This window comes from Pantoea eucrina, assembly GCF_020079945.1.
Taxonomy (GTDB): Bacteria; Pseudomonadota; Gammaproteobacteria; order Enterobacterales; family Enterobacteriaceae; genus Pantoea; species Pantoea eucrina.
This window is the reverse complement of the sequence record NZ_CP083448.1, coordinates 1228353-1253194: the sequence shown is the minus strand read 5'-3', so window position 1 is coordinate 1253194 and position 24842 is coordinate 1228353. Positions and strand designations below refer to the sequence as shown.

The 24842-nt window shown below is 56.3% G+C and carries 26 protein-coding genes, 2 tRNA genes and 1 pseudogene; 16 read left to right on the top strand and 13 right to left on the bottom strand.

The features are described 5' to 3' along the window. The first annotated feature begins 54 nt into the window (after positions 1–54). Positions 55–282, top strand: a complete 228-nt coding sequence (locus tag LAC65_RS05830; RefSeq protein ID WP_039383713.1) for a DUF2594 family protein — start codon at positions 55–57, stop codon at positions 280–282. Positions 283–311: 29 nt separating this feature from the next. On the opposite strand, the gene LAC65_RS05825 is transcribed toward LAC65_RS05830, so the two are convergent. The 4 genes from LAC65_RS05825 to LAC65_RS05810 all read right to left on the bottom strand — a co-directional run bounded on the left by LAC65_RS05825 (position 312) and on the right by LAC65_RS05810 (position 4070). Continuing rightward, on the bottom strand, positions 312–923 hold the full coding sequence (locus LAC65_RS05825; protein WP_071668718.1) for an acyl-homoserine-lactone synthase: 612 nt from the start codon (positions 921–923) through the stop codon (positions 312–314). A 123-nt stretch (positions 924–1046) separates the two neighbouring features. After that, complete coding sequence (gene sdiA / locus LAC65_RS05820; RefSeq protein WP_039383708.1) at positions 1047–1769, bottom strand: autoinducer binding domain-containing protein; 723 nt, start codon at positions 1767–1769, stop codon at positions 1047–1049. A gap of 365 nt (positions 1770–2134) precedes the next feature. Beyond that, a protein-coding gene (locus LAC65_RS05815; protein WP_223429336.1) for an IS1 family transposase occupies positions 2135–2832 on the bottom strand; the annotation gives its coding sequence in 2 pieces (ribosomal slippage) (positions 2135–2583 and positions 2583–2832; 699 coding nt in all). Between the two features lie 539 nt (positions 2833–3371). Beyond that, a complete protein-coding gene (locus LAC65_RS05810) occupies positions 3372–4070 on the bottom strand; it encodes an extensin-like domain-containing protein (protein WP_039385784.1) in 699 nt (232 codons plus the stop codon). Between the two features lie 286 nt (positions 4071–4356). Here LAC65_RS05810 and cycA point away from each other — a divergent pair, with 286 nt between their 5' ends. Beyond that, the gene (cycA, locus tag LAC65_RS05805; protein ID WP_039383706.1) at positions 4357–5748 is read left to right on the top strand and encodes a D-serine/D-alanine/glycine transporter; all 1392 of its coding nucleotides are present in this window, start codon (positions 4357–4359) and stop codon (positions 5746–5748) included. Positions 5749–5789: 41 nt separating this feature from the next. Here cycA and LAC65_RS05800 read toward each other — a convergent pair whose 3' ends face one another. Next, positions 5790–6764: a metal-dependent hydrolase gene (locus LAC65_RS05800; protein ID WP_039383703.1), complete on the bottom strand. Its 975-nt coding sequence runs from the start codon at positions 6762–6764 to the stop codon at positions 5790–5792. A gap of 19 nt (positions 6765–6783) precedes the next feature. After that, positions 6784–7419, bottom strand: a complete 636-nt coding sequence (gene rutR, locus LAC65_RS05795; protein ID WP_203025468.1) for an HTH-type transcriptional regulator RutR — start codon at positions 7417–7419, stop codon at positions 6784–6786. Positions 7420–7711: 292 nt separating this feature from the next. Here rutR and rutA point away from each other — a divergent pair, with 292 nt between their 5' ends. The 6 genes from rutA to rutG are packed head-to-tail and all read left to right on the top strand — an operon-like array spanning position 7712 to position 12649. Next, a complete protein-coding gene (rutA, locus tag LAC65_RS05790; protein WP_039383699.1) occupies positions 7712–8803 on the top strand; it encodes a pyrimidine utilization protein A in 1092 nt (363 codons plus the stop codon). Further along, positions 8803–9516 (top strand): pyrimidine utilization protein B, encoded by a 714-nt coding sequence (gene rutB, locus LAC65_RS05785; protein ID WP_039383697.1) that lies wholly within the window; start codon positions 8803–8805, stop codon positions 9514–9516. Before rutA ends, rutB begins: the two co-directional genes overlap by 1 nt. Positions 9517–9541: 25 nt before the next feature. Beyond that, complete coding sequence (gene rutC / locus LAC65_RS05780) at positions 9542–9937, top strand: pyrimidine utilization protein C (protein WP_039383696.1); 396 nt, start codon at positions 9542–9544, stop codon at positions 9935–9937. Beyond that, on the top strand, positions 9937–10740 hold the full coding sequence (gene rutD / locus LAC65_RS05775; protein WP_039383693.1) for a pyrimidine utilization protein D: 804 nt from the start codon (positions 9937–9939) through the stop codon (positions 10738–10740). The genes rutC and rutD overlap by 1 nt, the downstream gene beginning before the upstream one ends. Positions 10741–10756: 16 nt before the next feature. Further along, complete coding sequence (gene rutF / locus LAC65_RS05770) at positions 10757–11278, top strand: NADH-dependent FMN reductase RutF (RefSeq protein ID WP_039383691.1); 522 nt, start codon at positions 10757–10759, stop codon at positions 11276–11278. Between the two features lie 45 nt (positions 11279–11323). Next, complete coding sequence (gene rutG / locus LAC65_RS05765; RefSeq protein WP_039383688.1) at positions 11324–12649, top strand: pyrimidine utilization transport protein G; 1326 nt, start codon at positions 11324–11326, stop codon at positions 12647–12649. On the opposite strand, the gene LAC65_RS05760 is transcribed toward rutG, so the two are convergent. Continuing rightward, the gene (locus LAC65_RS05760; RefSeq protein WP_039383685.1) at positions 12646–13560 is read right to left on the bottom strand and encodes a DMT family transporter; all 915 of its coding nucleotides are present in this window, start codon (positions 13558–13560) and stop codon (positions 12646–12648) included. The two genes, rutG and LAC65_RS05760, sit on opposite strands and share 4 nt — an antisense overlap. 269 nt (positions 13561–13829) lie before the next feature. Between LAC65_RS05760 and wrbA the strand changes: the two genes are divergently transcribed. The 3 genes and pseudogenes from wrbA to LAC65_RS05745 all read left to right on the top strand — a co-directional run bounded on the left by wrbA (position 13830) and on the right by LAC65_RS05745 (position 16104). After that, entirely contained in the window at positions 13830–14429 is a 600-nt protein-coding gene (gene wrbA / locus LAC65_RS05755) for an NAD(P)H:quinone oxidoreductase (RefSeq protein WP_065649652.1), read from the top strand. Between the two features lie 18 nt (positions 14430–14447). After that, positions 14448–14678, top strand: a complete 231-nt coding sequence (locus tag LAC65_RS05750) for a YccJ family protein (protein ID WP_039383674.1) — start codon at positions 14448–14450, stop codon at positions 14676–14678. A 53-nt stretch (positions 14679–14731) separates the two neighbouring features. Beyond that, positions 14732–16104, top strand: a pseudogene (locus LAC65_RS05745) (NAD-dependent succinate-semialdehyde dehydrogenase). Positions 16105–16153: 49 nt separating this feature from the next. On the opposite strand, the gene agp reads toward LAC65_RS05745, so the two are convergent. From agp to LAC65_RS05730, 3 genes are all read right to left on the bottom strand, one after another. Further along, on the bottom strand, positions 16154–17791 hold the full coding sequence (gene agp, locus LAC65_RS05740; RefSeq protein WP_082032653.1) for a bifunctional glucose-1-phosphatase/inositol phosphatase: 1638 nt from the start codon (positions 17789–17791) through the stop codon (positions 16154–16156). A 223-nt stretch (positions 17792–18014) separates the two neighbouring features. After that, positions 18015–18102, bottom strand: a tRNA-Ser gene (locus LAC65_RS05735). 34 nt (positions 18103–18136) lie between these two features. After that, positions 18137–18224, bottom strand: a tRNA-Ser gene (locus LAC65_RS05730). Between the two features lie 223 nt (positions 18225–18447). On the opposite strand from LAC65_RS05730, the gene yccA reads away from it, so the two are divergent. Then, complete coding sequence (gene yccA / locus LAC65_RS05725) at positions 18448–19104, top strand: FtsH protease modulator YccA (protein ID WP_039383670.1); 657 nt, start codon at positions 18448–18450, stop codon at positions 19102–19104. A 100-nt stretch (positions 19105–19204) separates the two neighbouring features. After that, positions 19205–19531: a TusE/DsrC/DsvC family sulfur relay protein gene (locus tag LAC65_RS05720; RefSeq protein ID WP_039383668.1), complete on the top strand. Its 327-nt coding sequence runs from the start codon at positions 19205–19207 to the stop codon at positions 19529–19531. Here the strand turns inward: LAC65_RS05720 and yccX are convergent, their stop codons facing one another. Continuing rightward, positions 19532–19810, bottom strand: coding sequence for an acylphosphatase (gene yccX, locus LAC65_RS05715; RefSeq protein ID WP_039383666.1), 279 nt, complete (start codon positions 19808–19810; stop codon positions 19532–19534). Between the two features lie 85 nt (positions 19811–19895). Between yccX and rlmI the strand changes: the two genes are divergently transcribed. Together rlmI and hspQ are read left to right on the top strand one after the other, a co-directional pair. Continuing rightward, positions 19896–21086 carry a 23S rRNA (cytosine(1962)-C(5))-methyltransferase RlmI gene (gene rlmI / locus LAC65_RS05710; RefSeq protein ID WP_039383665.1) on the top strand — a complete coding sequence of 397 codons (1191 nt, stop codon included), beginning with the start codon at positions 19896–19898 and terminating at the stop codon, positions 21084–21086. Positions 21087–21145: 59 nt separating this feature from the next. After that, positions 21146–21463 carry a heat shock protein HspQ gene (gene hspQ / locus LAC65_RS05705; RefSeq protein WP_039383664.1) on the top strand — a complete coding sequence of 106 codons (318 nt, stop codon included), beginning with the start codon at positions 21146–21148 and terminating at the stop codon, positions 21461–21463. Between the two features lie 38 nt (positions 21464–21501). Here hspQ and LAC65_RS05700 read toward each other — a convergent pair whose 3' ends face one another. Next, positions 21502–21918: a CoA-binding protein gene (locus tag LAC65_RS05700; protein WP_039383662.1), complete on the bottom strand. Its 417-nt coding sequence runs from the start codon at positions 21916–21918 to the stop codon at positions 21502–21504. Between the two features lie 177 nt (positions 21919–22095). Here LAC65_RS05700 and LAC65_RS05695 point away from each other — a divergent pair, with 177 nt between their 5' ends. Beyond that, the gene (locus LAC65_RS05695) at positions 22096–22716 is read left to right on the top strand and encodes a YccT family protein (protein ID WP_039383659.1); all 621 of its coding nucleotides are present in this window, start codon (positions 22096–22098) and stop codon (positions 22714–22716) included. A 28-nt stretch (positions 22717–22744) separates the two neighbouring features. Here the strand turns inward: LAC65_RS05695 and helD are convergent, their stop codons facing one another. After that, complete coding sequence (helD, locus tag LAC65_RS05690) at positions 22745–24799, bottom strand: DNA helicase IV (RefSeq protein ID WP_039383656.1); 2055 nt, start codon at positions 24797–24799, stop codon at positions 22745–22747. Between the last annotated feature and the right edge of the window lie 43 nt (positions 24800–24842).

Genomic DNA, 24842 nt, shown 5'->3' with positions numbered 1-24842 from the left:
TTTATGCACGGAAAGACAGAATCTGTGTAAATCGATACCACCAGGGAGTTGAAGATGAGTGATGAAGATTTCGTAACGTCGCGTGACACTCAGGCACTGGCTGATGAAGTTGCCTGCCTCAAAATGATGATTACTCTGATTCTCAAAGGCATGGGACAGGCAGACGCCGGTAAAGTAATTATCAATATGGAACGCTATGTGCAAAATGCGCTGGCTGATAAGCCCCAGGCTGAAGTATTCAGCAACACGATCCGTCAGATCAAAACCGCTTACCGTCAGTAAGCGGCCAGCCCCGTGCGCTGCACGGGGTATTAATTGTGCGCCTGCCAGTTAACGGAGACGCCGAGCGAAGGCAGCACCTCTTCCGGACTAAAGCGCCGCGTGCCGCGATATTTTTCCGCCAGTGCCGGCTGTTCAACCGGGATACGGATAGCGAACAGATTATCTTCCGACTGGATCAACCCTGGCGTCAGCGGTTCATAAACCACATTATGCTGTGCAAACATCTTCTCCAGCATCGGCGTGGCCGAGCTAATCAGATACTCCATGCCGCTCAGCTCTGCCAGCTGCACCGAGTGCCACAGGATATTCAGCGGTAATTCCGCATCCACCTCCAGCCGTGCTGAGTAGCGTGACATCTCCCAAACCTTATCCTGCGCAAACGGCAGAATAATACCTTCAGCCACTTCCGGTTCATGCCACGGCAGTAATCGCGCGCAGCCACAAATGCCTTTACGTGCATTCCAGGCGATAAGCCAGGTCACGTCTGAACGGTCGTAGCGATCGTACTCCTGCCCCGGTGTGCTCAGCCGCGGAGGAATTGACCAGCCTTCGCCACGCGCAAACACGCTATAACGATAGGTACCCAGTTCGGCTAGCAGTGAGGAAGGCATATCCTTTAGCTGTGTTTGAATTATTTTCATCATGCGCCTCTGACATCCCCATGTGTGCAATGATTTTTATCGTGCCAGCCTGGCTAAGTTTCCGGCGCAGGGTAGACAACTCAATACGGATAGGGAACTACCAGTATTAGTAGTTGCCTTTTGCTATATCAGACCTGTCGCTGCGGCATAACACGCTATCTGCGTTTTATTTGAAACGTTAAAACGTTTTTGCATGTTTTTTTGGTGAAAATTCACCGTATGTTCTGATATTGCCAAAATAAGCGAAATCTCTGCCGAGGTTTTTCCTTCAGCTGTCCATTTCAAAATTTCCAGCTCCCGCTCGCTAAATCCCTTAGCCAGCACCACCATTGAGCTATCTTTTAAGCGCTCAAGAACCCGTAAGCTCAGATCCGCCAGAAAGTTTATCTGTACCTCAAGCTCAACGGTGCGGTGCCTGGAGCGTCCGGGCTGACGTGATGCTATTGATAATATACCAATGGCACGATTTGATGCCATCGCTGAGCAAGAAAAGCCGCTCAGGAGTCCCGCTGCCTGCGCATCTGGCCAAAGATTAGCCGCCCCGGTGAAAATCTCAGCACACCACTCAATCCCTTTTCCGGGCTGCTGACAAAGCCGCAGTACAGGATCGACGGCATAGTAGTTATGCCGCTCATAATGCAGGATCCAGGATTCAGGGTAGGTGCTGAACAGGAAAAAACGCGGTCGGGTGAAGGGAACCGGCTGCTGCACAAAAAAGGCAAAAAAGTCGAATCCCAGAGCGACGATTTGCTTTTGCAACAGTGCTTTTAATTGCACCACCTCCGTCAACGCCTGAAACGCTTTTGCTGTTTCGGCTCGCCAGACAAAATAATTATCGGTAGTCATTATTATCCTGACGTATTTAACGTCTTTTATTAACCTGATGCTTGTCCGATTATATCGGTGAGACGTAATCTGAACAGAATGAATAAAAAGGCTCCTGCTGTAGATTGCGTTATACAGCCGGAAAGTTATCGAATTGTTGCCATAAAGCGAGCGCCGCAGTGACCTGACTGCCAGGCCTCAGGCGCATAAAGATACGTGAAACCAGCATAGGATTTTTCTGATAAAGTTTCAATCTTCCACCCATTAAAATTAATTATTAGATGGATAAAAGTTTAGCATCGATTTTAAGTAAAATAATGATTAGCAGAGACATTTACCTTCAGTTAAAAGCGCTAAATGATTTAGTCATGGGTAATGACTCCAACTTACTGATAGTGTTTTATGTTCAGATAATGCCCGATGACCTTGTCATGCAGCTCCACCGATTTTGAGAACGACAGTGACTTCCGTCCCAGCCTTGCCAGATGTTGTCTCAGATTCAGGTTATGCCGCTCAATTCGCTGAGTGTAACGCTTGCTGATTACGTGCAGCTTTCCCTTCAGGCGGGATTCATACAGCGGCCAGCCATCCGTCATCCATACCACGACCTCAAAGGCCGACAGCAGGCTCAGAAGACGCTCCAGTGTGGCCAGAGTGCGTTCACCGAAGACGTGCGCCACAACCGTCCTCCGTATCCTGTCATACGCGTAAAACAGCCAGCGCTGACGTGATTTAGCACCGACGTAGCCCCACTGTTCGTCCATTTCAGCGCAGACAATCACATCACTGCCCGGCTGTATGCGCGAGGTTACCGACTGCGGCCTGAGTTTTTTAAGTGACGTAAAATCGTGTTGAGGCCAACGCCCATAATGCGGGCGGTTGCCCGGCATCCAACACCATTCATGGCCATATCAATGATTTTCTGGTGCGTACCGGGTTGAGAAGCGGTGTAAGTGAACTGCAGTTGCCATGTTTTACGGCAGTGAGAGCAGAGATAGCGCTGATGTCCGGCAGTGCTTTTGCCGTTACGCACCACCCCGTCAGTAGCTGAACAGGAGGGACAGCTGATAGAAACAGAAGCCACGGGAGCACCTCAAAAACACCATCATACACTAAATCAGTAAGTTGGCAGCATCACCTAGTCATGGACGGTTTTTAATTCCACTGATAAATAAAGTTACCTCCGGCAATCGGCAACCCTGAGCTATCTGTATCCGCACCACGCTGATGCCTGCGCCATGCGCGACTACGCATTTTATCGGCATAAACTGCCTGCCGCAGTTGCATACGCTGTCATCAGCCGCTGGAATGAAAACAGAGTGAGGCGGATAACCAATATAATTCTGTTTTAACGCGATGATGTCCGCTGCAGATAGCCTGAACAATCTGACGCTGGCACCCGATTTTTCTTTTGGAGAGTAAATAAATTCACCGGAGATATCTCATTATTAAAACAGATGAGTGTTATTTAAGGCAGACTTATTTCAAACATAAAAATTAGTCGGGTAATGGTTCTCATTTGTAATCACGCCTTCTGCGTCTTTGAGGGACTGGATCTAAAATAGCGTTGGCGCAAATTAACTATTAAGCCTGCCCGGCTTTTAAAATTAACAGCCTGCCGCATCAGCGGCAGAATCCACCGCCGCGCATGCCCAGATGAAAGTGTGTGGTATGAGCTGCGTTGTAGTCTGGTCCCAGTGCGTTTCCAAAGCTGGCACAGCCGTTGCGCCAGAGTGCATGCAAACCCGCCGCGCTGCTGGCGGGCTGCTGCCAGTTTCTGGCGACCCGTAACCAGCGGCCATCGGCCAGCTGAAAAGCGGTGACATCCCACGCCTCTGCCGTAGCGTGTTCGCTGCGGCGTCCCTCCTGGCGATGATAGACGTTGCGGCAGGCGTAGCTGCCAACATGCTCAATACGCCGCAGCGGACTGGTGATACCCGCCTGCTGTAATGCAGCATTACTGCGCGTGACATACATCGTACTTGCCACGGCCATCGGACAGCTGGCAAGAAAACTGCTGCTGAGCGTAACCGGCCCAAACTGGCTGATACGAACCGGCTGTTCAATTGTGCAGTTACCCCGCACCGGAGGCGTCGTGCGAAAACTTACCCGTCCCTGCGCACTGGCGCGCTCCAGCACCGCCAGACAGGCGGCTGGATCGTGACGCAGTTTCTCCAGCTTGTAACGTGTTATCCAGCCTGGCGCATCCGTGACGTTAAGCGGAATAAACGGATTCCACTGCGCCGGAAGCTGCGATTTCAGCCAGGGCAAACTCCACCACCCCACCAGAGCAATTATTCCTGTCGCAATGAGTGCGCGCACCATCTCTGCCTTATCACTTTGTAAACCTGTGACTAAGTGTAGCTGGCCTGCCTCATCTGCCTGTTCTTCCGGGAAAAAGTGCTGCTTATTTACGCAAAGTGACTAAAAGAGCAACCATGTAAATATTTGCTGACAGAGCAAAAAACGCAAAAGGTCACAAAGGTTAAAAAACAATTACCAGACCCGGTGGCCTTTCCTCTATCTTATGCGCTCTTGCCCTGTGCAAAGGCACGTATTTCAACAGCCATCAGAGCTGACACAACATCAAGACAGGAAAGCTATCTTTATGGTTGATCAATCCAAAGCAGCCCTCAGTGAGGCTGAACAGCCGGAAAAACTCCGGCGCAACCTGCATAACCGTCATATTCAGCTTATTGCGATTGGCGGCGCTATCGGAACCGGGCTCTTTATGGGGTCAGGCAAAACCATCAGCCTGGCGGGGCCGTCGATCGTTTTTGTTTATATGATCATCGGCTTCATGCTGTTTTTTGTTATGCGCGCAATGGGAGAGCTGCTGCTCTCTAATCTGGAATATAAATCGTTCAGCGATTTCGCGGCCGATCTGCTCGGCCCGTGGGCGGGCTATTTTACCGGCTGGACCTACTGGTTCTGCTGGGTCGTTACCGGCATCGCTGACGTGGTCGCCATCAGCGCCTATTTTCAGCTCTGGTTCCCCGGATTCTCTATCTGGATGAGCGCGCTGCTGTGCGTCTTTGTCTTTCTGGCGCTGAATATTGCCACGGTCAAACTCTTCGGGGAAATGGAGTTCTGGTTCGCAATTATCAAAATTGTCGCCATTGTTGCCCTGATTATTACCGGTATTGTGCTGGTCAGTACGCACTACCCTTCACCCGGCGGCAGCACGGCATCGCTCAGCAATATCTGGCAGCATGGCGGGATGTTCCCGAAAGGGCTGAGCGGCTTTTTCGCCGGCTTCCAGATTGCCGTGTTCGCTTTTGTCGGTATTGAGCTGGTAGGCACCGCCGCGGCAGAGACCAAAGATCCGCACAAGGTCCTGCCCCGCGCCATCAATGCCATACCGCTGCGCATTATTATGTTTTACGTTCTGGCGCTGCTGGTGATTATGGCCGTTACGCCATGGAATCAGGTGATGCCGGATCGCAGCCCGTTTGTAGAGATGTTTGTGCTGATTGGCCTGCCCGCTGCTGCGAGCATCGTTAACTTTGTGGTACTGACCTCAGCGGCCTCGTCAGCCAACAGCGGCATCTTCTCTACCAGCCGCATGCTGTATGGCCTGGCAGAACAGGGGGTAGCGCATAAGGCGTTTGGTCGTCTCTCCGCGCGCGCCGTGCCCACCACCGGCCTGTTCTTCTCCTGTCTCTGTCTGCTGGGCGGCGTCGCGCTGATCTACCTGATCCCGGACGTGATGACGGTGTTTACCATGGTGACCACGGTATCCGCCATTCTGTTTATGTTTGTCTGGACCATCATTCTCTGCAGCTACCTGGCCTACCGTAAACAGCATCCGCAGCGTCACGCGTCGTCAACGTTTAAGATGCCGCTGGGCAAAATTATGTGCTGGGTCTGCATGGCATTTTTTGCTTTCGTGCTGGTGCTGCTAACGCTGCAGGAGGATACCCGTCAGGCGCTGATGGTTACGCCGCTGTGGTTTATGCTGCTCACTATGGGCTGGCTGCTGCGACGCCGTAAAGCCTGATCCCGTTCTGTTTAAGGCCCGCATCAGCGGGCCTTTTTCATTTATAACCGCTGCCGGAACTGATGCCAGGCACGCTGGAGTGACGGGCGTGCGGCCGTCTCACGCTGCGGCGCCGCTGCAGGCGCTTCCGGCCTGCCAAGATTAAAAGTAAAGGTGTAATCGGGCGCCTCACCCATACGCAAATCGCTAATCAGCGTATTGCCTGCCTGCTGACGCAGCGCGTAAAAACCGTGACTGAACCAGACAACGCGCTCCGTATGCCACTGCCCTTTGAAAGGTGTCAGCAGCGCCATCTGACGATCGTGCCACGCAATCTGTAACGGCCGCCGGGGTGAAAACAGCGACCAGTACGCTTCGCCATAGCGATCCGGCGTAATAATGACCGTACGCCAGACCAGCGTGTTGAACGCCGTCGGCGTGACCAGCAGCCGCTGCGATACAACGTGTTGCTGCGCCAGCTGCTGTTCAATCTGCCGCGTGGCAACACCCTGTATCACCATGCTCCAGCCCAGATAAAGCGTGCTGATTAACAGGCCCAGGCGGGTCCAGCGCACGCCGGTGGCATCACGCCGCCATAGCGCTACGCCCAGTGCGATAAGCAGCGGCAGCGTATAGAGCGGATCGACAATAAACATACTGCCGATGGCAAACGGATAGTCAGTGAGCGGCAGCCCAAGCTGCGTACCATACACGGTAGTGAGATCGAGCAGCGGATGGGTGATCAGCGCCAGCCAGAGGGCCAGGCACCAGCTGCGCCAGTGCGCTTTGCTGCGGGTGATCCCGGCGGCCAGCCAGCCAGCCAGCGGCGCCAGCAGCGTCAGGATCAGCAGCGCATGGCTCTCGGTGCGATGCAGCGTCATATTGCGTATTGCGTCGCCGTGATCGACGAACACATCCAGATCCGGCAGCGTGCCGGCGACTGCCCCCGCCAGGGCCGCCTGCCATACCGGTACCCGGCGGTTCATGACGGCAACGGTAACTGCAGCGCCCAGCGCCAGTTGCGACAGCGAATCCATGCTTCTCCTCCCTCAATCGTTAGCGCACGCGAATGCCTTCGATAATCATCCGCTCTACGTTCTGCAACGTCTGTGCAAAAAAGTCGGGATTCTGCAGCGTCTGCCCGGTGACCGCCTCAACCTGCGAGGCAAAGTCAGCATAGTGCTGCGTGGTGGCCCAGAGCATAAAAAAGAGATGCTGCGGCTGAACGGCAGCCAGCTGTCCGGCGCTGATCCACTGCTCGACTATTGCCGCCTTACTCTCTACCAGCGCTTTCAGGTCGCCCGCCAGTTCACCACGCAGCAGTGGTGCGCCCTGCAGCATCTCCAGACAGAACAGCCGCGATGCCTGAGGATGATCGCGGGAGACCTCAAGCTTCAGGCGAATATAGTGGCGAATGGCCGTCAGGGGATCCTGGTCGGCGCGCAGCGCGCGCAGCGGTGCCAGCCAGACATCCAGAATCTCTTTCAGCACGGCGACATACAACACTTCCTTTGAAGGGTAATAGTAGAGCAGATTCGTTTTTGACACCTCTGCTCCCTCAGCCACCCGGTCAAGGCTGGTGCCATGAATACCGAACTGGGAAAACAGCGCCAGCGCCGCCTGCAGGATAGCGGCGCGTTTTGCGGTCGCCGCCTGCGAACGACGGCGCGGTTTTTTCTCATCATTTTTCATGCTGTTACCTCTCCCTGTCGTGAATTCACATCATAACACAGCTGGCAGATATGGCGGGCTGCACCTTTTTTGCCCGACGGCTGCCTGATTGCTGTGCATTTGTTTTGACCAAATGGTCTGAAAATCGCGGTGCCGTCCCGGCTGGCCGATCGGCGGTTCATATCCTGATGATAAATATAAAAATTATTTATGTGGCACGCGACTTGCAATCAAGAGAGAGCGCCCCCCGCAGGATGCGTGCAGGAAGCAGCGCAGCGCGTGAAACCGTCCTATCAATGCAAAGAGGTGACATATGAAAATTGGTGTCTTTGTTCCGATTGGCAATAACGGCTGGCTGATCTCTACGCATGCGCCGCAGTACATGCCTACTTTTGAACTCAATAAAGCGATTGTGCAGCGCGCTGAGCACTATCACTTCGATTTTGCACTCTCAATGATCAAGCTGCGCGGCTTCGGCGGCAAAACGGAGTTCTGGGATCACAATATGGAGTCCTTTACGCTGATGGCCGGCCTGGCGGCGGTCACCTCGCGGATTGAGATCTACGCCACGGCTGCCACGCTGACGCTGCCACCCGCCATCGTGGCGCGTATGGCTGCGACCATCGACTCAATTTCTGGCGGACGCTTTGGCGTAAACCTCGTCACCGGCTGGCAGAAACCAGAGTATGAGCAGATGGGGATCTGGCCGGGCGATGACTATTTTGCCAGCCGTTATCAATACCTGACTGAGTATGTCACGGTGCTGCGCGATTTATGGGGAACCGGCCAGAGCGACTTCAAAGGTGATTTTTTCACGATGAACGACTGTCGCGTCAGTCCACGGCCGCAGAAGCCGATGAAGGTGATATGCGCCGGACAGAGTGATGCGGGCATAGCATTTTCAGCTCAGCATGCCGACTATAACTTTTGCTTTGGTAAGGGCGTTAATACGCCAGCCGCCTTTGCACCGACCGCAGCCCGCATGAAGCTTGCTGCTGAGCAGGCGGGCCGCGACGTCGGCTCCTACGTTCTGTTTATGATCATCGCCGCCGAGAGCGACGAAGCGGCCCGCGCAAAATGGGAGCACTACAAAGCTGGCGCCGACGAAGAGGCACTCGCGTGGCTCACGACTCAGAGCCAGCAGGATACCCGTTCAGGCAGCGATACTAACGTGCGTCAGATGGCTGACCCGACCTCCGCCGTTAACATCAATATGGGCACGTTAGTTGGCTCCTTTGCCAGCGTGGCACGCATGCTGGATGAAGTGGCTCAGGTTGATGGTACGCACGGCGTGCTGCTGACCTTTGATGATTTCCTGGAGGGTATTGAAGCGTTCGGCCAGCGCATACAGCCGCTGATGCAGTGCCGTCGCAACGTGATCGCTGCGGCGCAGGAGGTAGCATAATGAAAACCGTCACCTGCGCACACACCGGCACCACACCGCATATCACTCTGCCCGCCCGTCCGGAGGCGATCGCCCTGCCTCCGGCTCAGAGCGCGCTGATTGTCGTCGACATGCAGAATGCCTACGCCACTAAAGGCGGCTATCTCGACCTGGCGGGATTTGATGTCTCTGCCACCGAGCCGGTTATCGCCAGAATTCATCAGGCGGTCACCGCGGCACGCGCTGCCGGCGTACAGATTATCTGGTTCCAGAACGGCTGGGACAGCGATTACACCGAGGCGGGCGATGCGGGCTCCCCCAATTTTCACAAATCTAATGCGCTGAAAACCATGCGCCGCCAGCCTGAGCTGCAGGGCACCCTGCTGGCGAAAGGCACCTGGGATTATGCGCTGGTGGATGCGCTGACGCCCGAACCGGGCGATATCGTGCTGCCAAAACCGCGCTACAGCGGCTTTTTCAATACGCCGCTCGACAGCATGCTGCGCAGCCGCGGGATCCGTCATCTGATTTTTACCGGCATCGCCACCAACGTCTGCGTCGAGTCCACGCTGCGTGACGGCTTCTTTCTGGAATATTTCGGCGTGGTACTGGCTGACGCCACGCATCAGGCCGGACCTGATTTTGCGCAGCAGGCCGCGCTGTTCAATATCGAAACGTTTTTCGGCTGGGTCAGCGATACACAAACGTTCTGCGAAGCCCTGCAGGGTCAGTAACTTTTCGCTATCAGGAGATCAGACTATGCCCAAACGCGTCATTATCCCGGCTGGCAGCAGTACGCCGATCGCCCCGTTCGTACCCGGAACGCTGGCTGACGGCGTGGTGTACGTTTCCGGCACCCTGCCGTTCGATGCGGACAATAACGTGGTTCACGTCGGCGATGCGGCCGCGCAAACCCGCCACGTGCTGGAGACCATCAAAAACGTCATTGAAACCGCCGGCGGCTGCATGGCAGATGTCACGTTCAACTCTATTTTCATTACTGACTGGCAGCACTACGCTGCCGTGAATCAGGTCTATGCCGACTATTTTCCCGGCGATAAGCCCGCGCGCTTCTGTATTCAGTGCGGTCTGGTAAAACCTGACGCGCTGGTTGAGATTGCGTCTGTGGCGCACATCGGACAGGCGGAGGCGTAATGAAGCTGGATATCCACGGGTTGACCACTGCCGATGCGCCCACGCTGGTCCTCGCATCAGGCCTTGGTGGCGTTGCCGGATTCTGGCAGCCACAGCTGGCGGCGCTCAGCACCCGCTACCGCGTTGTCACATACGATCAGCGCGGCACCGGGCGCAGTGCAGCGCCGCTGCCTGAGGGTTACAGCCTGGCGATGATGGCAGCCGAGCTGGCGGAGGCGCTGGAACAGCATCAGATCGCGCGCTACAGCGTGGCTGGCCATGCGCTTGGGGGGCTGATTGGTTTGCAAATGGCGCTGGATCACCCCGATCGGGTTGAGCGCGTGGCGGTCATTAACGGCTGGCTGACGCTCAGCCCCCATACCGCTCGCTGTTTTAAGGTCAGAGAGGATCTGCTGCTGCAGGCGGGCACTGAAGCCTTTGTACGCGCTCAGCCGCTGTTTCTCTATCCTGCCGAATGGCTGGCGCAGCATCAGGCGCGCGCTGAGGCAGAAGAGAGGCATCACCAGCAGCACTTTCAGGGCGCAGAGAATCTGTTGCGTCGTCTGCACGCGCTGAAAACGGCAGATTTTCGTGCCTGCGCCGCGCGCATCACCCAGCCGGTGCTGGCGATCTGCAGCCAGGACGATCTGCTGGTGCCGTGGAGCTGTTCAGCACAGCTGGCGGCAGCGCTGCCGCAGGGCCAGCTGCTGACCATGCCGTGGGGCGGCCACGCCATGAGCGTGACCGATAGCGATAATTTTAACACGCTGCTGCTGCGCTGGCTGGCTGAGACCGCTCAGCCCGCCTGTCTGGCAGCGGGCTGAGATCAGGAGTCTGAACATGAGCCTACATGCCCTTCCGGATTTACCCGCAGTCGATCGCGACACCTTTCGCAACGCTATGGCGCAGCTGGGTGCAGCCGTTAATGTTATCACCACCGATGGCCCGGCAGGCGTGGCTGGCTTTACCGCCTCCGCCGTCTGCAGCGTGACCGACTCCCCGCCGACGCTGCTGGTCTGCCTGAACCGCTCCGCCTCAGCCTGGCCGGCGTTTCGCGATAACCGTGCACTCTGCGTCAATACCCTCTCGGCAGACCAGCACGCCCTCTCCACGCTGTTCGGGGGCAAAACCGCGATGGCGGATCGCTTTGCCGCCGCGCAGTGGCAGACGCTTGCCAGCGGTGCTCCGCTGCTGGAGGCCGCGCTGATCTCCTTTGACTGCGAGATAACACAGCGGGTCAGCGTTGGCACACACGATATTCTGTTCTGTACGGTGCTGGCCGTGGCCCAGGGCGAGGCGCGCCAGGGGCTCGCCTGGTTCGATCGCGGTTATCACACCTTCTCCCGGCAGGATGCCCGCTGATACCGCATAACGCGGCCTGTTCTACTCACTCTCAGGAGATGATCTATGGCGAGTACCTGGTTTCCACGCTGGCGCGTTAAGTCAGCAATGACCGACGACGGCTTGATTGCCCCGGACGAGACGCTGCCGCTCGGGCAGACGCTGGTGCTTGGGCTGCAGCATGCGGTCGCAATGTTTGGCGCAACGGTACTGATGCCGCTGCTGATGGGGCTGGATGCCAATCTCGCTGTGTTACTCTCCGGGATCGGTACGCTGCTGTTCTTTTTTATTACCGGCGGGCGCGTACCGAGCTATCTCGGTTCCAGCGCCGCTTTTGTGGGCGTAGTGATTGCGGTCACCGGTTTCACCGGCCAGGGCCTTAACACTCACCTCTCCGTGGCGCTGGGCGGCATTATCGCCTGCGGCGCGCTCTATACCCTGATTGGTCTGATTGTGATGAAAGTGGGTACCGGCTGGATTGAGCGCCTGATGCCGCCGGTCGTCACCGGCGCCGTCGTTATGGCGATTGGCCTGAACCTGGCGCCGATTGCGGTGCACAGTGTTTCTGCCACCCTGTTCGACAGCTGGATGGCGGTGCTGACGGTGCTCTGTATCGGACTGGTGGCGGTCATGACGCGCGGGCTGGTACAGCGCCTGTTGATCCTGGTAGGGCTGATCGTGGCCTGGGCGTTCTATGCGCTGCTGACCAATGGCTTCGGCCTCGGTAAACCGGTGGATTTCAGCGGCGTGGCGCACGCCGCCTGGTTTGGCGTGCCGCATACGACCGCCCCTGTGTTCGACCTGCAGGCGATAGTGATGATTGCGCCGGTCGCCATTATTCTGGTCGCTGAAAATCTGGGGCATATTAAAGCGGTAGCAGCTATGACCGGACGCAATCTCGATGCGTGGATGGGCCGGGCGTTTGTTGGCGACGGTCTGGCCACTATGCTCTCTGGCTCTGCCGGCGGCAGCGGCGTGACAACCTATGCCGAAAACATAGGCGTCATGGCGGTTACGCGCGTCTACTCTACGCTGGCGTTCGTCGCCGCGGCCCTGATCGCAATACTGCTGGGTTTTTCACCGAAATTTGGCGCACTCATCCATACCGTGCCAGCACCGGTCATAGGCGGCGCGTCTATCGTGGTATTTGGCCTGATTGCGGTGGCCGGTGCCCGTATCTGGCTGCAGAATCAGGTCGATCTCGGGCAGAACGGTAATCTGATCATGGTCGCTACCACGCTGGTTCTGGGCGCCGGCGATTTTGCGCTTAAGATCGGCAGCTTCACGCTCGGCGGTATCGGCACCGCGACCTTTGGCGCCATTATCCTGAACGCAATTCTGCAGCACCGTAGCCGCGCGCCGGCCGGTTCAGCTGCACAGCCACACGGTTAAGGCTTCTGCGGTGCCTCATCGGGCACCGCTTTCTTACGCCGCAGCCGCAGCTCACTGACAATCACGCCACAGACAATCAGCGCACCGCCCAGCAGCGCGGCCGCAGGCAGTCGCTCCCCCGCGAGACGCCCGACAATTCCCGCCCAGACCGGCTCTCCGGCATAAATTACCGTAGCGCGTACCGGTGACACACTGCGCTGGGCCCAGTTCATCGTCACCTGAATCAGGGCGCTGGCGGCGCCCAGGCCTGCAGCGCTCAGCACCAGCGGCAGAGAAAACGACGGCAGCGCTTCACCATTCGGGATCATAAACAGAAAGGCGCAAGCGGAGGCGACCAGCAGCTGCACCAGCGTTACCCGCCGCACATCCACCTGTCCGGCATAGCGGCTAATCAGAATGATCTCGGCAGCAATCGCCAGCGTGCTCAGCAGGGTCGCGCTCTCCCCGGCGCTGAGGGCGATGCCGCTCTGCTGCGGCCCCGCCACCAGCACCAGGCCGCTGAACGCCAGCGCAATGCCCAGCCATGCCATAATGCCAGGCGGCCGGCGCAGCACCAGCCACTGCAGCAGCGGCACCACCGGAACATAGAGCGCCGTCAGAAAGGCAGACTGGCTGCTGGAGATAGTCTGCATCCCCCAGGTTTGCAGGCCATAACCGCCCGCAATAGCCAGGCCAATCATTGTGCCCGCTCTGATTTCAAGCCAGGTCAGCGCGCGCAGATAGCGCCAGAAAAAACAGGCCAGCAGCAGTGACGCCGTGGCAAATCGCAGTCCGACAAAAAAAAACGGACCGGAGTATGCCATGGCGCGGTGCACCACCAGAAACGTGCCGCCCCAGACCATGGTGATGAAAATCAGCACCAGTTCCTGACGGGTAATGCGCAGATAAAGACGTGCAGGTAACGCAGACATAGAACACCTGATAAGTAGCCAGGCGTCATTCTGGCGTAACCCGGCCCGCAGGCGCAACAGCCGGCCGGGGTTATCTGCTCAGCGTGCAGCAATGTGATTCGCGTTCAGAATTACGACTCATCTGAAAAAATGCCATTTTAATACTAAAAATCATAACGTTAACTTTTTAAGCGTGCTAAATCTCAGCGGGCAGCAGCGCCATTTCCCGGCAGCCCGCGCATGCTCTTCTATACTCTTTTTACTTATCTTACCGGGAGGTTAGAACCACAATGGCAAAAGTTCTGGTGCTCTATTACTCAATGTATGGACATGTGGAAACCATGGCGCAGGCGGTTGCAGAAGGCGTGCAGCGCGTCAGCGGAGCCGAAGTGACTATTTTGCGCGTGCCGGAGAGTATGGATGCGGCGCGTTTTGCTGAGGTTGGTGGCAAGGTCGATCAGCAGGCAGCTGAGGCAACGCCGGACGATCTGACGCAGTATGATGCCATTATCGTCGGCACGCCGACCCGCTTTGGCAACATGTCAGGCCAGATGCGCAACTTCTGGGACCGTACCGGCGGGCTGTGGGCCTCGGGCGCACTGCACGGAAAACTGGCCAGCGTGTTTACTTCTACCGGTACCGGCGGAGGCCAGGAACTGACGATAACGTCAGTATGGACTACGCTTGCCCATCACGGCATGGTCATTATTCCAATCGGCTACGGCACTAAAGAGATGTTTGATATCTCACAGGTACGCGGCGGAACGCCTTATGGTGCGTCGACGCTGGCAGGCGGCGATGGTTCACGCCAGCCTACGCCTGAAGAGCTGCAAATTGCCCGCTATCAGGGTGAACATGTCGCCACTCTGGCGGTAAAACTCAAAGGATAAACTCAACAGGAGATCATTATGTCTACAGACCAGTCCAGAGCACATCGCGTCGGCGAATGGGCGAAAATTCGTCAGACGTCCCCGGAAATTGCCGAAGCGATCTTTGAAGTTGCCAATTACGATGAAAAACTGGCAGAGCAGATCTGGGAGCAGCAGGGCAATGATGATGTGCTGATGCGAGCGTTTGATAAAACCGATCAGGATGTTCTGACATGGGACAACGTCCCTGTCGAGCGCAAAAACGTGTGAGAACCGGCGGGCATGGCCCGCCTTTTTTATGGCAACACCAACAGGGGGACGCGATGACGGCTTACCAGAGCATCAATCCGGCAAATAATCAGCTGCTGAAAAACTGGGAGACACATGATGACGCCCGCGTGTACCAGGCGCTCGAAACCGCAGATGCGCTCTACCACTCAGCCTGGAGCAAAGGTGATATCCAGCCACGCCTCCAGGTGCTGAGCCGCCTGGCCGATCTGATGGAGCAGCGCAAAGAGGAGCTGGCCACCATAGCGAGTCGCGAAATGGGCAAGCTGATTGGTCAGAGCCGTGGTGAAGTCAGCATCTGCATCAGCATTGCGCGATATTACGCTGAGCATGCCGCTGCTTTTCTGCAGCCTCAGCCCTACGCCAGCGAAATCGGGGAAGCCTGGGTGGAATATCATCCGATTGGCGTTATCGTTGCGGTTGAACCATGGAACTTCCCTTATTATCAGCTGATGCGTGTTCTGGCACCTAATCTGGCGCTGGGTAATCCGGTGCTGGCAAAACATGCCAATATTGTGCCGCACTGCGCGGATATCTTTGAGCAACTGGTACGTGAAGCGGGTGCACCAGAAGGTGCCTGGAGTAACCTGTTTATCTCCAATGAGCAGGTGGCGGATCTTATCGCTGACGATCGCGTTCAGGGCGTGGCGCTGACCGGCTCCGAACGCGCCGGCAGTGCGGTTGCACAGCAGGCGGGCAAACACCTGAAAAAATCCACCCTTGAACTGGGTGGCAATGACGTCTTTATTGTTCTGGACGATGCTGACCTGGATGAAGCGGTACGCCAGGGCGTGCAGGCACGTCTGAGCAACTGCGGACAGGTCTGCACCGCTGCTAAACGGTTTATTGTGCATGCGCAGATCGCCGAGGCGTTCATGAGCAAATTCAGCGCCGCGCTGCAGTCCGCTGTGCCGGGCGATCCGCTGGATGAAAAAACCCGCTCGGACCGCTCTCTTCCCTTGATGCGCGTGACCGGCTGGCGCGACAGGTTGAAGAGGCGGTAGAGCATGGCGCAGAGCTGCGCTTTGGCGGGCGCATTATTGAAGGCGTCGGATGCTACTATCAGCCCACTCTGCTGACCGGGCTGACGCCCGATAATCCCGCTTATTATCAGGAGTTTTTTGGCCCGGTTGCGCAGCTCTATATTGCAGAGAGTGATGAGGCTGCCGTGGCGCTGGCGAACGATTCGCACTATGGCCTTGGCGGATCTATCTGGACGCGGGATATTGCGCGCGCGCGCCGGCTGGCGTCACAGATTGAGACCGGCATGGTGTTTATCAATTCACAGAGTGACACCGCAGCTGAGCTCCCCTTTGGCGGGATAAAACGCTCCGGTTACGGGCGTGAACTTTCCGATCTCGGTCTGAAAGAGTTTGCCAATCAGAAGCTGGTGGTTATTGCCGGCTGACGACCAAAAAAACCCCGCCAGAGCGGGGTTTTTTATAGCCTGCTGCCGGTTAACCTGCGGTAGCAGGTTGCTGAGCTGGCTTTGCCTCAGCGGCGGGTTTACCGGATGCCGCCTCCGGCTGCGCGTTTTGCGCTGCAGCAGCATCAGCTTTCGCTTTATCTTCTGCTGCTTTGTCCGCTTTCGCTTTATCAGCCGCCGCTTTATCAGCGGCTGCTTTGTCCGCTTTCGCCTTATCAGCAGCGGTTTTCTCTGCGGCAGCGTCTGCTTTCGCCTTATCTGCGGCGGCGTCTGCTTTCGCTTTATCAGCAGCCGCCTGTTCAGCTTTATCTTTAGCTTTAGCGTTATCGTCAGCCGGTTTCTCTGCGGCAGCTTTCGCGTCCGGCGCACTATCTGCAGCCTGCTGCGGCTTCGCTTCCTGCACGGCCGCAGGCTGCATAGGCGTCCCCTGCAGTGCGCTGTTCAGTGCCGCAGAGAACTGCTCCCAGCTGCAATAGCCATTGGCATCAGTATCACAGCCGGCAAGCTGCAGCGTGACACGTTTTGGCGGGTTTTTGAGGCTCAGCACATCTGCGTTACGCAGCTGATCGGCGGTCTGATAGACATACTCTATTTTCAGCAGATCTTTGTTATTTTTGCCATCGTGCCAGCGTTCAAATACAACCTGTCCGCCGATAGGGGTTTTCTCATCGTTGCCCGGCAGAGTGTAAGGCTTCACCTGCAGCGCGCTGAGCAGCGAGGCGATATTTGAATCATGCCCTACCATCAGCGTTACTTTAGGTGCGCTGGCCTTATCTTCATCAACCAGCTGGCTGCGGATGTAATCCACCAGCGGTGCAGCAACTTCACGCGCAACCTCTGGCGAGCTGAAGAGCGCATCCTGATAACCGTTTTTGACTGACGCCAGCTCTTTCCACTGCTCAGGCGTTTTAATCTGCCCCCAGGCAACCTGCTCTGCCGGGAAACCTTCGTAATATTGCAGCGTGAACGCATCAACAAGGGAATTACCGATTTTCAGCGGACCGCTGACGCCTGGCTCTTTGCCATTATCTGCGCTGAAAGTGTTATCACCGCTGTCCAGCGTGCACTGCTTTTTACCATTGCAGGCAGGCGACGATTTATAATCAACAATCTTTTCCAGACGCTGCAGCGCAGGCTTCAGTGCCAGCTTCTCATTCTCTGCCGTCATCGCCGCCAGCGCTTTTTTGTTAAACGCTTCGCTGTCATCGGTAATCACCGGATTAAAGATGGGATCCATCGTTCCCATGGCATCCTGATGCGTTACCGCAACGTCACAGCCAGGAAAGGCACCCGCAGCAAAAAACTGTGCGGTCGCAACGGTGCGCTGAAGGCTATTTGCATAAATGAAAACATCGCTGGTATCCGGGCAATTGCCGCCAGCCAGCAGCCCCTGCTGCGTCAGCCACTGACGGGTATATTTACCCATATAGACTTCCAGCACGCCACCTTTGGTGGTGAGTTCACCGCCCGGCACATCCCATTGCGGCCAGCTCTTTTTAGTGGATTGCTCCAGTGCGCTGCCGTTTGTCGCCAGCGGCGCACGCAGATTGTGACGGCTCAGCATCAGCACCTGCTGCAGCTGCATATCCCCTTCTGCTGCGGTCGCTGACAGGCTTACCGGAAGCGCCGCAACAACTGACAACGCGCAAAGACTCAGTTTTTTGATCATTGTGCCCATTCCATAATTCATCAGTGAAACACTCTGGCATTCAAACGATTAGCCCGCCAAAGAGCGAATTACCGCACAGTGTAACTCAGCTTGCTGACGAAAATCGCCCGCTGTTTATAAAAACTGTGAATGGACTATAGCAGCAAACGTCAGGGTTAGAGCAGCAGGAAGGGTCGGGGCGGGAAAAGCAAAAAGCCCGCATCGCTGCGGGCTTCTTTAAATTTGGCGGAGGAAGAGAGATTCGAACTCTCGGATGGTTTCCCATCGGCGGTTTTCAAGACCGCTGCCTTAAGCCACTCGGCCATCCCTCCGGATACAGATTGTACTTTATCTGCAGAGATAAAGTGGCGGAGGAGGAGAGATTCGAACTCTCGGATGGTTTCCCATCGGCGGTTTTCAAGACCGCTGCCTTAAGCCACTCGGCCACCCCTCCGCAATGAGGCGCACTATAAACATCCCCCAGGATGATGTAAAGCGATGAATGAATCGTTCGCCTGAAAAACAGCCAAATTTGTTTTTTTCGCCGTCAAAAACAGCATTCTGCTTACTGAAACAGCAATTTATCGCGTAAAGATGGGTAAAACGCCTTTGCTGTTCTGACCCCGCTGCGTATTCTCAGCGCATGTAAGGTGTCCTCTCTCTTTAAGGAGTAAATGATGGACAAAATTATCAGCTCATCACAGCAACAATCTCTGATCGGCACTCATAAAGTCCTGCGTAATACCTATTTTCTGCTCGGCCTGACACTGGCGTTTTCTGCAGTGACCGCCACGCTGAGCACGGTCTATGCACTCCCCTCACCCGGCCTGATCCTGATGCTGGTAGGTTTTTATGGTTTGATGTTTCTGACTTACCGTCTGGCAAATAGTCCGGCCGGAATAGCAGCAGCGTTCGCCTTCACCGGCTTCCTCGGCTACTGCCTGGGGCCTATCCTCAGTTCGTTTCTGAGTGCAGGCATGGGCGATGTTATCGCCATGGCACTGGGCGGCACGGCACTGGTCTTCTTCTGCTGTTCAGCCTATGTACTGACTACCCGGCGCGACATGTCATTCCTGGGCGGTATGATGATGGCAGGCTTTGTTGTTCTGCTGGTTGCGGTCGTAGCAAACCTGTTCCTGCAGCTGCCGGCCCTGCATCTGGCTATCAGTGCGCTTTTCATTCTCTTCTCTGCAGGGGCCATTCTGTGGGAGACCAGTAACATTATTCATGGTGGCGAGACCAACTATATCCGTGCGACCGTTGGACTCTATGTCTCTCTCTATAACATCTTTGTCAGCCTGCTGAGCCTGCTGGGTTTCGCTAACCGCGACTAACGCTGCAGCGCACAAAAAGCAAACCCCGCTCTGGCGGGGTTTTTGCTTTTTCAGGCGGCGGGAATTTACAATAAGCGCAGATTACAGATGAGGAAAACGCGTGATTGTTAACGGCAGTGAGATTGTAACGGATGCAGAAGGCTATCTGACTAACCACGCAGACTGGTGTGAAGAGGTAGCGCTGGCGATCGCCCGGCAGGAAAACATTGAGATGAGCGAGGCTCACTGGGAGGTCGTCCACTTTGTACGCGACTTCTACCGGGAATTTAACACCTCGCCGGCAGTGCGCATGCTGGTAAAGGCGATGGCGAAAAAGTATGGCGAGGAAAAAGGCAACAGCCGCTATCTGTTTCGCCTCTTTCCGGACGGCCCGGCAAAGCAGGCGACAAAAATCGCCGGCCTGCCTAAACCCGCGAAGTGTCTCTGATCAGCCAGTGGTAAAGCTGGCCGGACGTTCTGTCGGCTCACAGGGCTCAGTCACGAGGTTGTCCACCCGCGCACTGCGCGGCCCTCCTGCCTGAAGCCAGCTGATTAGCGTTTCGACCTGCTGTTCCGGACCGCAGGCCAGCACTTCGACGCTGCCATCGGACTGATTACGGGCGTAACCGGTCAGGCCCAGCGCTTTCGCCTGTTGCTGGGTGTGATAACGAAAGCCCACGCCCTGTACCATGCCATATACCCGGATTGTGCAGCTGCGTTCAGCCATAGTGCCTTTCCCCTATTCCGCGTTGCAATTTGGCGCCATCCGCCGGAAAATAGCGCCTCATTTTTTCAGGTAAGCATAGCAAACTATGACCGTTCGATTGATTCTCACCAAGGGACGTGAAAAATCCCTGCTCCGCCGTCATCCCTGGGTCTTTTCCGGCGCCGTTGCGCGCATGGAAGGAAAAGCGCAGTCTGGCGAAACTATTGATATCTGCGACAGCTCTGGCAAATGGCTGGCACGTGCCGCTTATTCACCAGAGTCGCAAATTCGCGCACGCGTCTGGAGCTGGCAACAGGATGAATCAATCGATATCGCCTTCTTTGTTCGCCGTTTAGAGCAGGCGCAACAGTGGCGTGACTGGCTGGCGACCCGCGACGGACTCGACAGCTATCGCCTGATCGCCGGCGAATCAGATGGTATGCCCGGCGTAACCATCGATCGCTTTGGTCATTTTCTGGTATTGCAGCTTCTGTCCGCAGGGGCAGAGTATCAGCGGCCTGCCATTGTCTCTGCGCTGCAGCAGTGCTATCCGGAGTGCGCTATCTACGATCGTTCCGACGTCGCCGTGCGTAAGAAAGAGGGGCTGCCGCTGGCACAGGGCCCGGTGAGCGGCGAACTGCCGCCTGCCCTGCTGCCTATTACCGAGCACGGTATGAAACTGCTGGTCGATATTCAGGGCGGCCACAAGACCGGCTACTATCTTGATCAGCGCGACAGCCGTTATGCCACCCGTCGCTATGCGCAGGACGCGCGCGTGCTTAACTGCTTCTCTTATACCGGCGGATTTGCCATTTCGGCGCTGCTCGGTGGCTGTCGCGAAGTGCTGAGCGTGGATACCTCACAGGATGCGCTGGACGTAGCAAAACAGAACGTTGAGCTGAACGGGCTCGACGTGTCGCGGGCACAGTTCCTGCGGGATGACGTTTTTAAACTGCTGCGCCGCTATCGTGATGCAGGCGAAAAGTTTGATCTGATTATTATGGATCCGCCTAAATTCGTTGAGAACAAAAACCAGCTGATGGGCGCCTGCCGTGGCTATAAAGATATCAATATGCTGGCGATGCAGCTGCTTAACCCAGGCGGTATTCTGCTGACGTTCTCCTGCTCTGGCCTGATGGCTACGGATTTATTTCAGAAGATTGTGGCCGATGCGGCGCTGGATGCCGGACGTGATGTACAATTTATAGAGCAGTTCCGTCAGGCGGCCGATCACCCGGTAATAGCCAGCTATCCGGAAGGTCTCTATCTGAAAGGTTTTGCCTGCCGCGTACTGTGACTTGAAAACCTGATCCCTGCCCCCATATTTAGTGGCAGGTAAAGTTTTGGGAGGTCGCAATGATTGCCAGTAAATTTGGAATTGGACAGCAGGTCCGGCATCGTCTTTCTGGCGTGCTGGGTGTCATCGTCGATGTTGACCCTGAGTATTCGCTGGATGAGCCGGAACTGGATGAAGTTGGTGCAACGGAAACACTGCGTGCCGCCCCCTGGTATCATGTGGTGATGGAAGATGAAGAGGGTGAACAGGTGCACACCTACGTTGCAGAAGTGCAGCTGGCGGGTGAAACGCTGTTCGAGCACCCAGAGCAGCCCTCTATGGATGAGCTGGCCGCCTCTATCCGGCAGCAGCTGCAGGCACCCAGCCTGCGACATTAATTATATCGGCGACGCAGGTCGCCGTTTTATTGTCTGATTCAGGCTGGCGTAATATTCAGACGCGGGATTTCAATCTTCGGACAGCGGTCCATAATCACCGTCAGGCCAGCATCACTTGCCAGCACGGCCGCCTGCTCATTGATAACGCCGAGCTGCAGCCACAGCGTTTTCGCGCCAATCGCAATAGCGTCCTGTGCCACCTCCCATGCCGCCTCAGCATTACGGAATACATCTACCATATCGACTTTACCGGGGATTTCTGCCAGTGAAGCGTAGGCGGTCTGCCCCATCAGCTGCTGCCCGGCCAGTTTAGGGCTCACCGGAATCACCTCATATCCCTGATCCAGTAAGTAACGCATCACGCCATAGCTGGGACGAGCCGGTTTGTCGCTGGCCCCCACCAGTGCGATACGACGGGTATTCATCAGCACATCACGAATTGTTTGATCGTTCATTCATTTCCCCTTCTCTTTATTGCCAGAGTGTAGCTGCCCTTTCCGCTCGCGGCGCAAGCCGCAAAGATGAAATGTTTGCGCCAGGGCACGAATAAATATGTTTAAATGTAAATTTAGTGCCATAATGAAATACTTTGCTACACATCACTGATTACCCGCCATATTTCGGGAGTAGAAATGAAGCTGTCACCGGCTGTCACAGGCATTATTGCGCTGCTTGTCACAGCATCCTGCCCCGCCATTACGCTTAAACTCGATCCGCAGATTGATTTGCTGGTGCTGGACGGGCGGAAAATTGCCGGCTCACTATTAAAAGGCGCAGACAGCCTTGAGCTGGAACAGGGGCAGCATCAGTTTCTGTTTCGCGTTGAGAAACCCTGTCCCGACGCAACCCATTTCCAGTCAGTGCCGATGATTGTCACATTTACCGCGGAAGCACACTCTGTGGCGATCCACCTGCCCTCGCTGAACAGCCGGCGTGAACGCAGCACGTTTAATAAGCTCCTGAACTTCAGGCTGATTGATGAGCGGGGCACAGAAATTGCCAGCCTGCGCGATCGTCTGCCGCAGAGCAGCAGCGGTGACATGATGCAGGCGATGATGGCTTATAACCGCGCAGCACAGACGGCATCCGTACTGCGCTTTGCTGCTCCTTCGGCGACAGCAGTAAGCGAAAACCCCGATTTTGCCTGGCAGGATGCCAGCGATTTGCCCTCAATACAGCGCTGGTTTAAACGCTTTGATGCAGCAACCCGGCAAAAGTTACTGAGCTGGATGAAAACGTTACGCACCAGCTAGCGCCTCACTTTTCCTGGCGCTGCCTGGCTCAGGCTTTACGCGCTACCGGTACACCCAGCTCACGCAGCTGTTCAACAAAGCGCGACGGACAGGCTTTATTAAACAGCAGCCACACCTGTTCACGTGCCCGCGTCATAGCCACATAAGCGAGGCGCCGCTCTTCCGCATCGGGAAAATCTTCCACGGGTGGCAGCAGCCCCTCCTCCAGCACCGACTCACGCGCCGGAGCCGGAAAGCCATCGGCTCCCTGATGGAGGCCGGTCAGGATGACGTACTCCGCCTGCTGACCTTTACTGGCATGGATTGTCATAAACTCCAGCTGTAATCCGGGCCAGCGCGTTTTTGCCCGGTCCAGCAGCGCCGGACGCAGATGATGGTAGCGCGCCAGCAGCAAAATCCTCTCTTCCGGTTTCGCAAATCCGCTGAGTTTGTCCAGCAGCCCCTCCAGCTGATCGTCCGGCAGCAGCGTTACCGCCTTTTTACTTCCTTTGCTCAGACTGGTGAGCATTTTTTTCAGCTGGTGCGGATTTTGCTGGATAAAACCATTGGCAATGTCAGCAATGCGGCTATTGAAGCGATAGGTGGTATCCAGCACGCAGCTGTCGCCGTCGCCAAAATAGTGGTGAAAAGCGGTGGTCAGATTGAGCTTAGCGCCGCTAAAACGGTAGATTGCCTGCCAGTCATCGCCTGCAGCAAACAGGCTGGTATGAGCATTCTGCGCGCGCAACGCCTTTAAAAGTGCGGCACGCTGCGGCGAGATATCCTGAAACTCATCGACCAGAATATGCTTCCAGGGGCTGATAAAACGTCTTTTTTCCAGCACCTCTGTCGCCTGCTGGATCAGGCCGGCAAAATCAACGGCGCCCTCCGCTTTAAGCGCACTTTTCCAGGCTTTCAGCAGCGGAGCCATCAGTTTTATCCGCTTACTGAAGCTATCGCGCCACGCTTCCGGAACGGCCGCGATTGTTTCCGCCTGATTACCGCTCTGCATCCGCAGCAGGCCCAGCCACTGCTCAAGACGCGGCGCCAGCCGCTGCGCGATAGCGCTATCCTGCCAGAATGCGCCGTCCGGCAACGTCCACGCCAGATCCTCCTCCAGCCACTGACGCCAGCCGCTGGCCTGCGCCTTTTTAGCCGCGCACTGCTCGCGCCAGCTCTCCAGCAGCAGCTGGCGACGGGCAGCGCTGTCACTCTCCAGCTGGCTGATAACCGGCGGCTTGCGGCCACTCTCGCGAATAATATGCAGCGCCAGCGCATGAAAGGTACGCGCCTGCAACGCCTTTACGTTAAGTTGCGTGTCCAGGCGTTGATTTATCTCTTCTGCAGCCTCCCGGCCAAATGCCAGCAGCAGTATCTGGTCAGGATGAGCCAGTCGCCGCTGCAGCAGCCAGCCAGCACGTGCCACCAGCACGGCGGTTTTACCGCTGCCTGCACCCGCCAGGACCAGCAACGTCTCTTCACCATTAACCACCGCTTCTGCCTGCGCACGATTAAGCGGTGAGCGCTCAACCGTGGCGAAAAAATCCGGATTTGCCTGAATCACCTGCTCGCTCCAGCGACGGTTACGCTGGCGAATTGTGGCTTCGCCCTGCTCCAGCCACTGCCGGCAGCGATGCCAGCGTTCACGACAGTTATCCAGCGCCTCCAGGCGCGCCAGCGGCAGCGGCAGTGCCGCAATCGTCTCGTTAACCCGGGCCAGGATAGCAGCCAGCTCACTTCGCTTCAGCCAGCGATCCTCTGCGGTCAGTTGCGAAATATGCTGCAGCAGCTCATCCAGCACGCCCGTACTGATATGGCTCATTTCAGCGCTCCACTGCTGCCAGGCGTGCTGCAGATAGTGATAAAAACGCTGCGTCTCCTGCCACTCGGTACCATGCAGCCGCACCACCTGATTCTCCGCCAGCAAAAACTCCAGCTCGCCCCATACCAGACCGCGTTTGCAGCTGATATCCAGCAGCTGATTAAACGGAATAAGGTATTCATGACGATCGCCGCTGACTTCAACACCGGCGGTCAGCAAACGCACCCGGTTGTAAGGATGCTGCGCCAGACGTTTACCCATTGCTGTTGCTTTCAGTTCCATGTCCGCATCATCAGGTGAAATTCAGTTATTGCGCAGTTTACCT

Excerpts from the sequence above, each read along its gene's own strand:
- LAC65_RS05760 (WP_039383685.1), bottom strand. The coding sequence starts at position 13,560 with ATGTCTGCGTTACCTGCACGTCTTTATCTGCGCATTACCCGTCAGGAA.
- hspQ (WP_039383664.1), top strand. The coding sequence starts at position 21,146 with ATGATTGCCAGTAAATTTGGAATTGGACAGCAGGTCCGGCATCGTCTT.
- rutF (WP_039383691.1), top strand. The coding sequence starts at position 10,757 with ATGAGCCTACATGCCCTTCCGGATTTACCCGCAGTCGATCGCGACACC.
- yccX (WP_039383666.1), bottom strand. The coding sequence starts at position 19,810 with ATGGCTGAACGCAGCTGCACAATCCGGGTATATGGCATGGTACAGGGC.
- rlmI (WP_039383665.1), top strand. The coding sequence starts at position 19,896 with ATGACCGTTCGATTGATTCTCACCAAGGGACGTGAAAAATCCCTGCTC.
- rutR (WP_203025468.1), bottom strand. The coding sequence starts at position 7,419 with ATGAAAAATGATGAGAAAAAACCGCGCCGTCGTTCGCAGGCGGCGACC.
- LAC65_RS05750 (WP_039383674.1), top strand. The coding sequence starts at position 14,448 with ATGTCTACAGACCAGTCCAGAGCACATCGCGTCGGCGAATGGGCGAAA.
- LAC65_RS05700 (WP_039383662.1), bottom strand. The coding sequence starts at position 21,918 with ATGAACGATCAAACAATTCGTGATGTGCTGATGAATACCCGTCGTATC.
- LAC65_RS05825 (WP_071668718.1), bottom strand. The coding sequence starts at position 923 with ATGAAAATAATTCAAACACAGCTAAAGGATATGCCTTCCTCACTGCTA.
- rutB (WP_039383697.1), top strand. The coding sequence starts at position 8,803 with ATGAAAACCGTCACCTGCGCACACACCGGCACCACACCGCATATCACT.
- rutC (WP_039383696.1), top strand. The coding sequence starts at position 9,542 with ATGCCCAAACGCGTCATTATCCCGGCTGGCAGCAGTACGCCGATCGCC.
- LAC65_RS05830 (WP_039383713.1), top strand. The coding sequence starts at position 55 with ATGAGTGATGAAGATTTCGTAACGTCGCGTGACACTCAGGCACTGGCT.
- cycA (WP_039383706.1), top strand. The coding sequence starts at position 4,357 with ATGGTTGATCAATCCAAAGCAGCCCTCAGTGAGGCTGAACAGCCGGAA.
- wrbA (WP_065649652.1), top strand. The coding sequence starts at position 13,830 with ATGGCAAAAGTTCTGGTGCTCTATTACTCAATGTATGGACATGTGGAA.
- LAC65_RS05800 (WP_039383703.1), bottom strand. The coding sequence starts at position 6,764 with ATGGATTCGCTGTCGCAACTGGCGCTGGGCGCTGCAGTTACCGTTGCC.
- sdiA (WP_039383708.1), bottom strand. The coding sequence starts at position 1,769 with ATGACTACCGATAATTATTTTGTCTGGCGAGCCGAAACAGCAAAAGCG.
- helD (WP_039383656.1), bottom strand. The coding sequence starts at position 24,799 with ATGGAACTGAAAGCAACAGCAATGGGTAAACGTCTGGCGCAGCATCCT.
- LAC65_RS05695 (WP_039383659.1), top strand. The coding sequence starts at position 22,096 with ATGAAGCTGTCACCGGCTGTCACAGGCATTATTGCGCTGCTTGTCACA.
- rutG (WP_039383688.1), top strand. The coding sequence starts at position 11,324 with ATGGCGAGTACCTGGTTTCCACGCTGGCGCGTTAAGTCAGCAATGACC.
- rutA (WP_039383699.1), top strand. The coding sequence starts at position 7,712 with ATGAAAATTGGTGTCTTTGTTCCGATTGGCAATAACGGCTGGCTGATC.
- rutD (WP_039383693.1), top strand. The coding sequence starts at position 9,937 with ATGAAGCTGGATATCCACGGGTTGACCACTGCCGATGCGCCCACGCTG.
- yccA (WP_039383670.1), top strand. The coding sequence starts at position 18,448 with ATGGACAAAATTATCAGCTCATCACAGCAACAATCTCTGATCGGCACT.
- agp (WP_082032653.1), bottom strand. The coding sequence starts at position 17,791 with ATGATCAAAAAACTGAGTCTTTGCGCGTTGTCAGTTGTTGCGGCGCTT.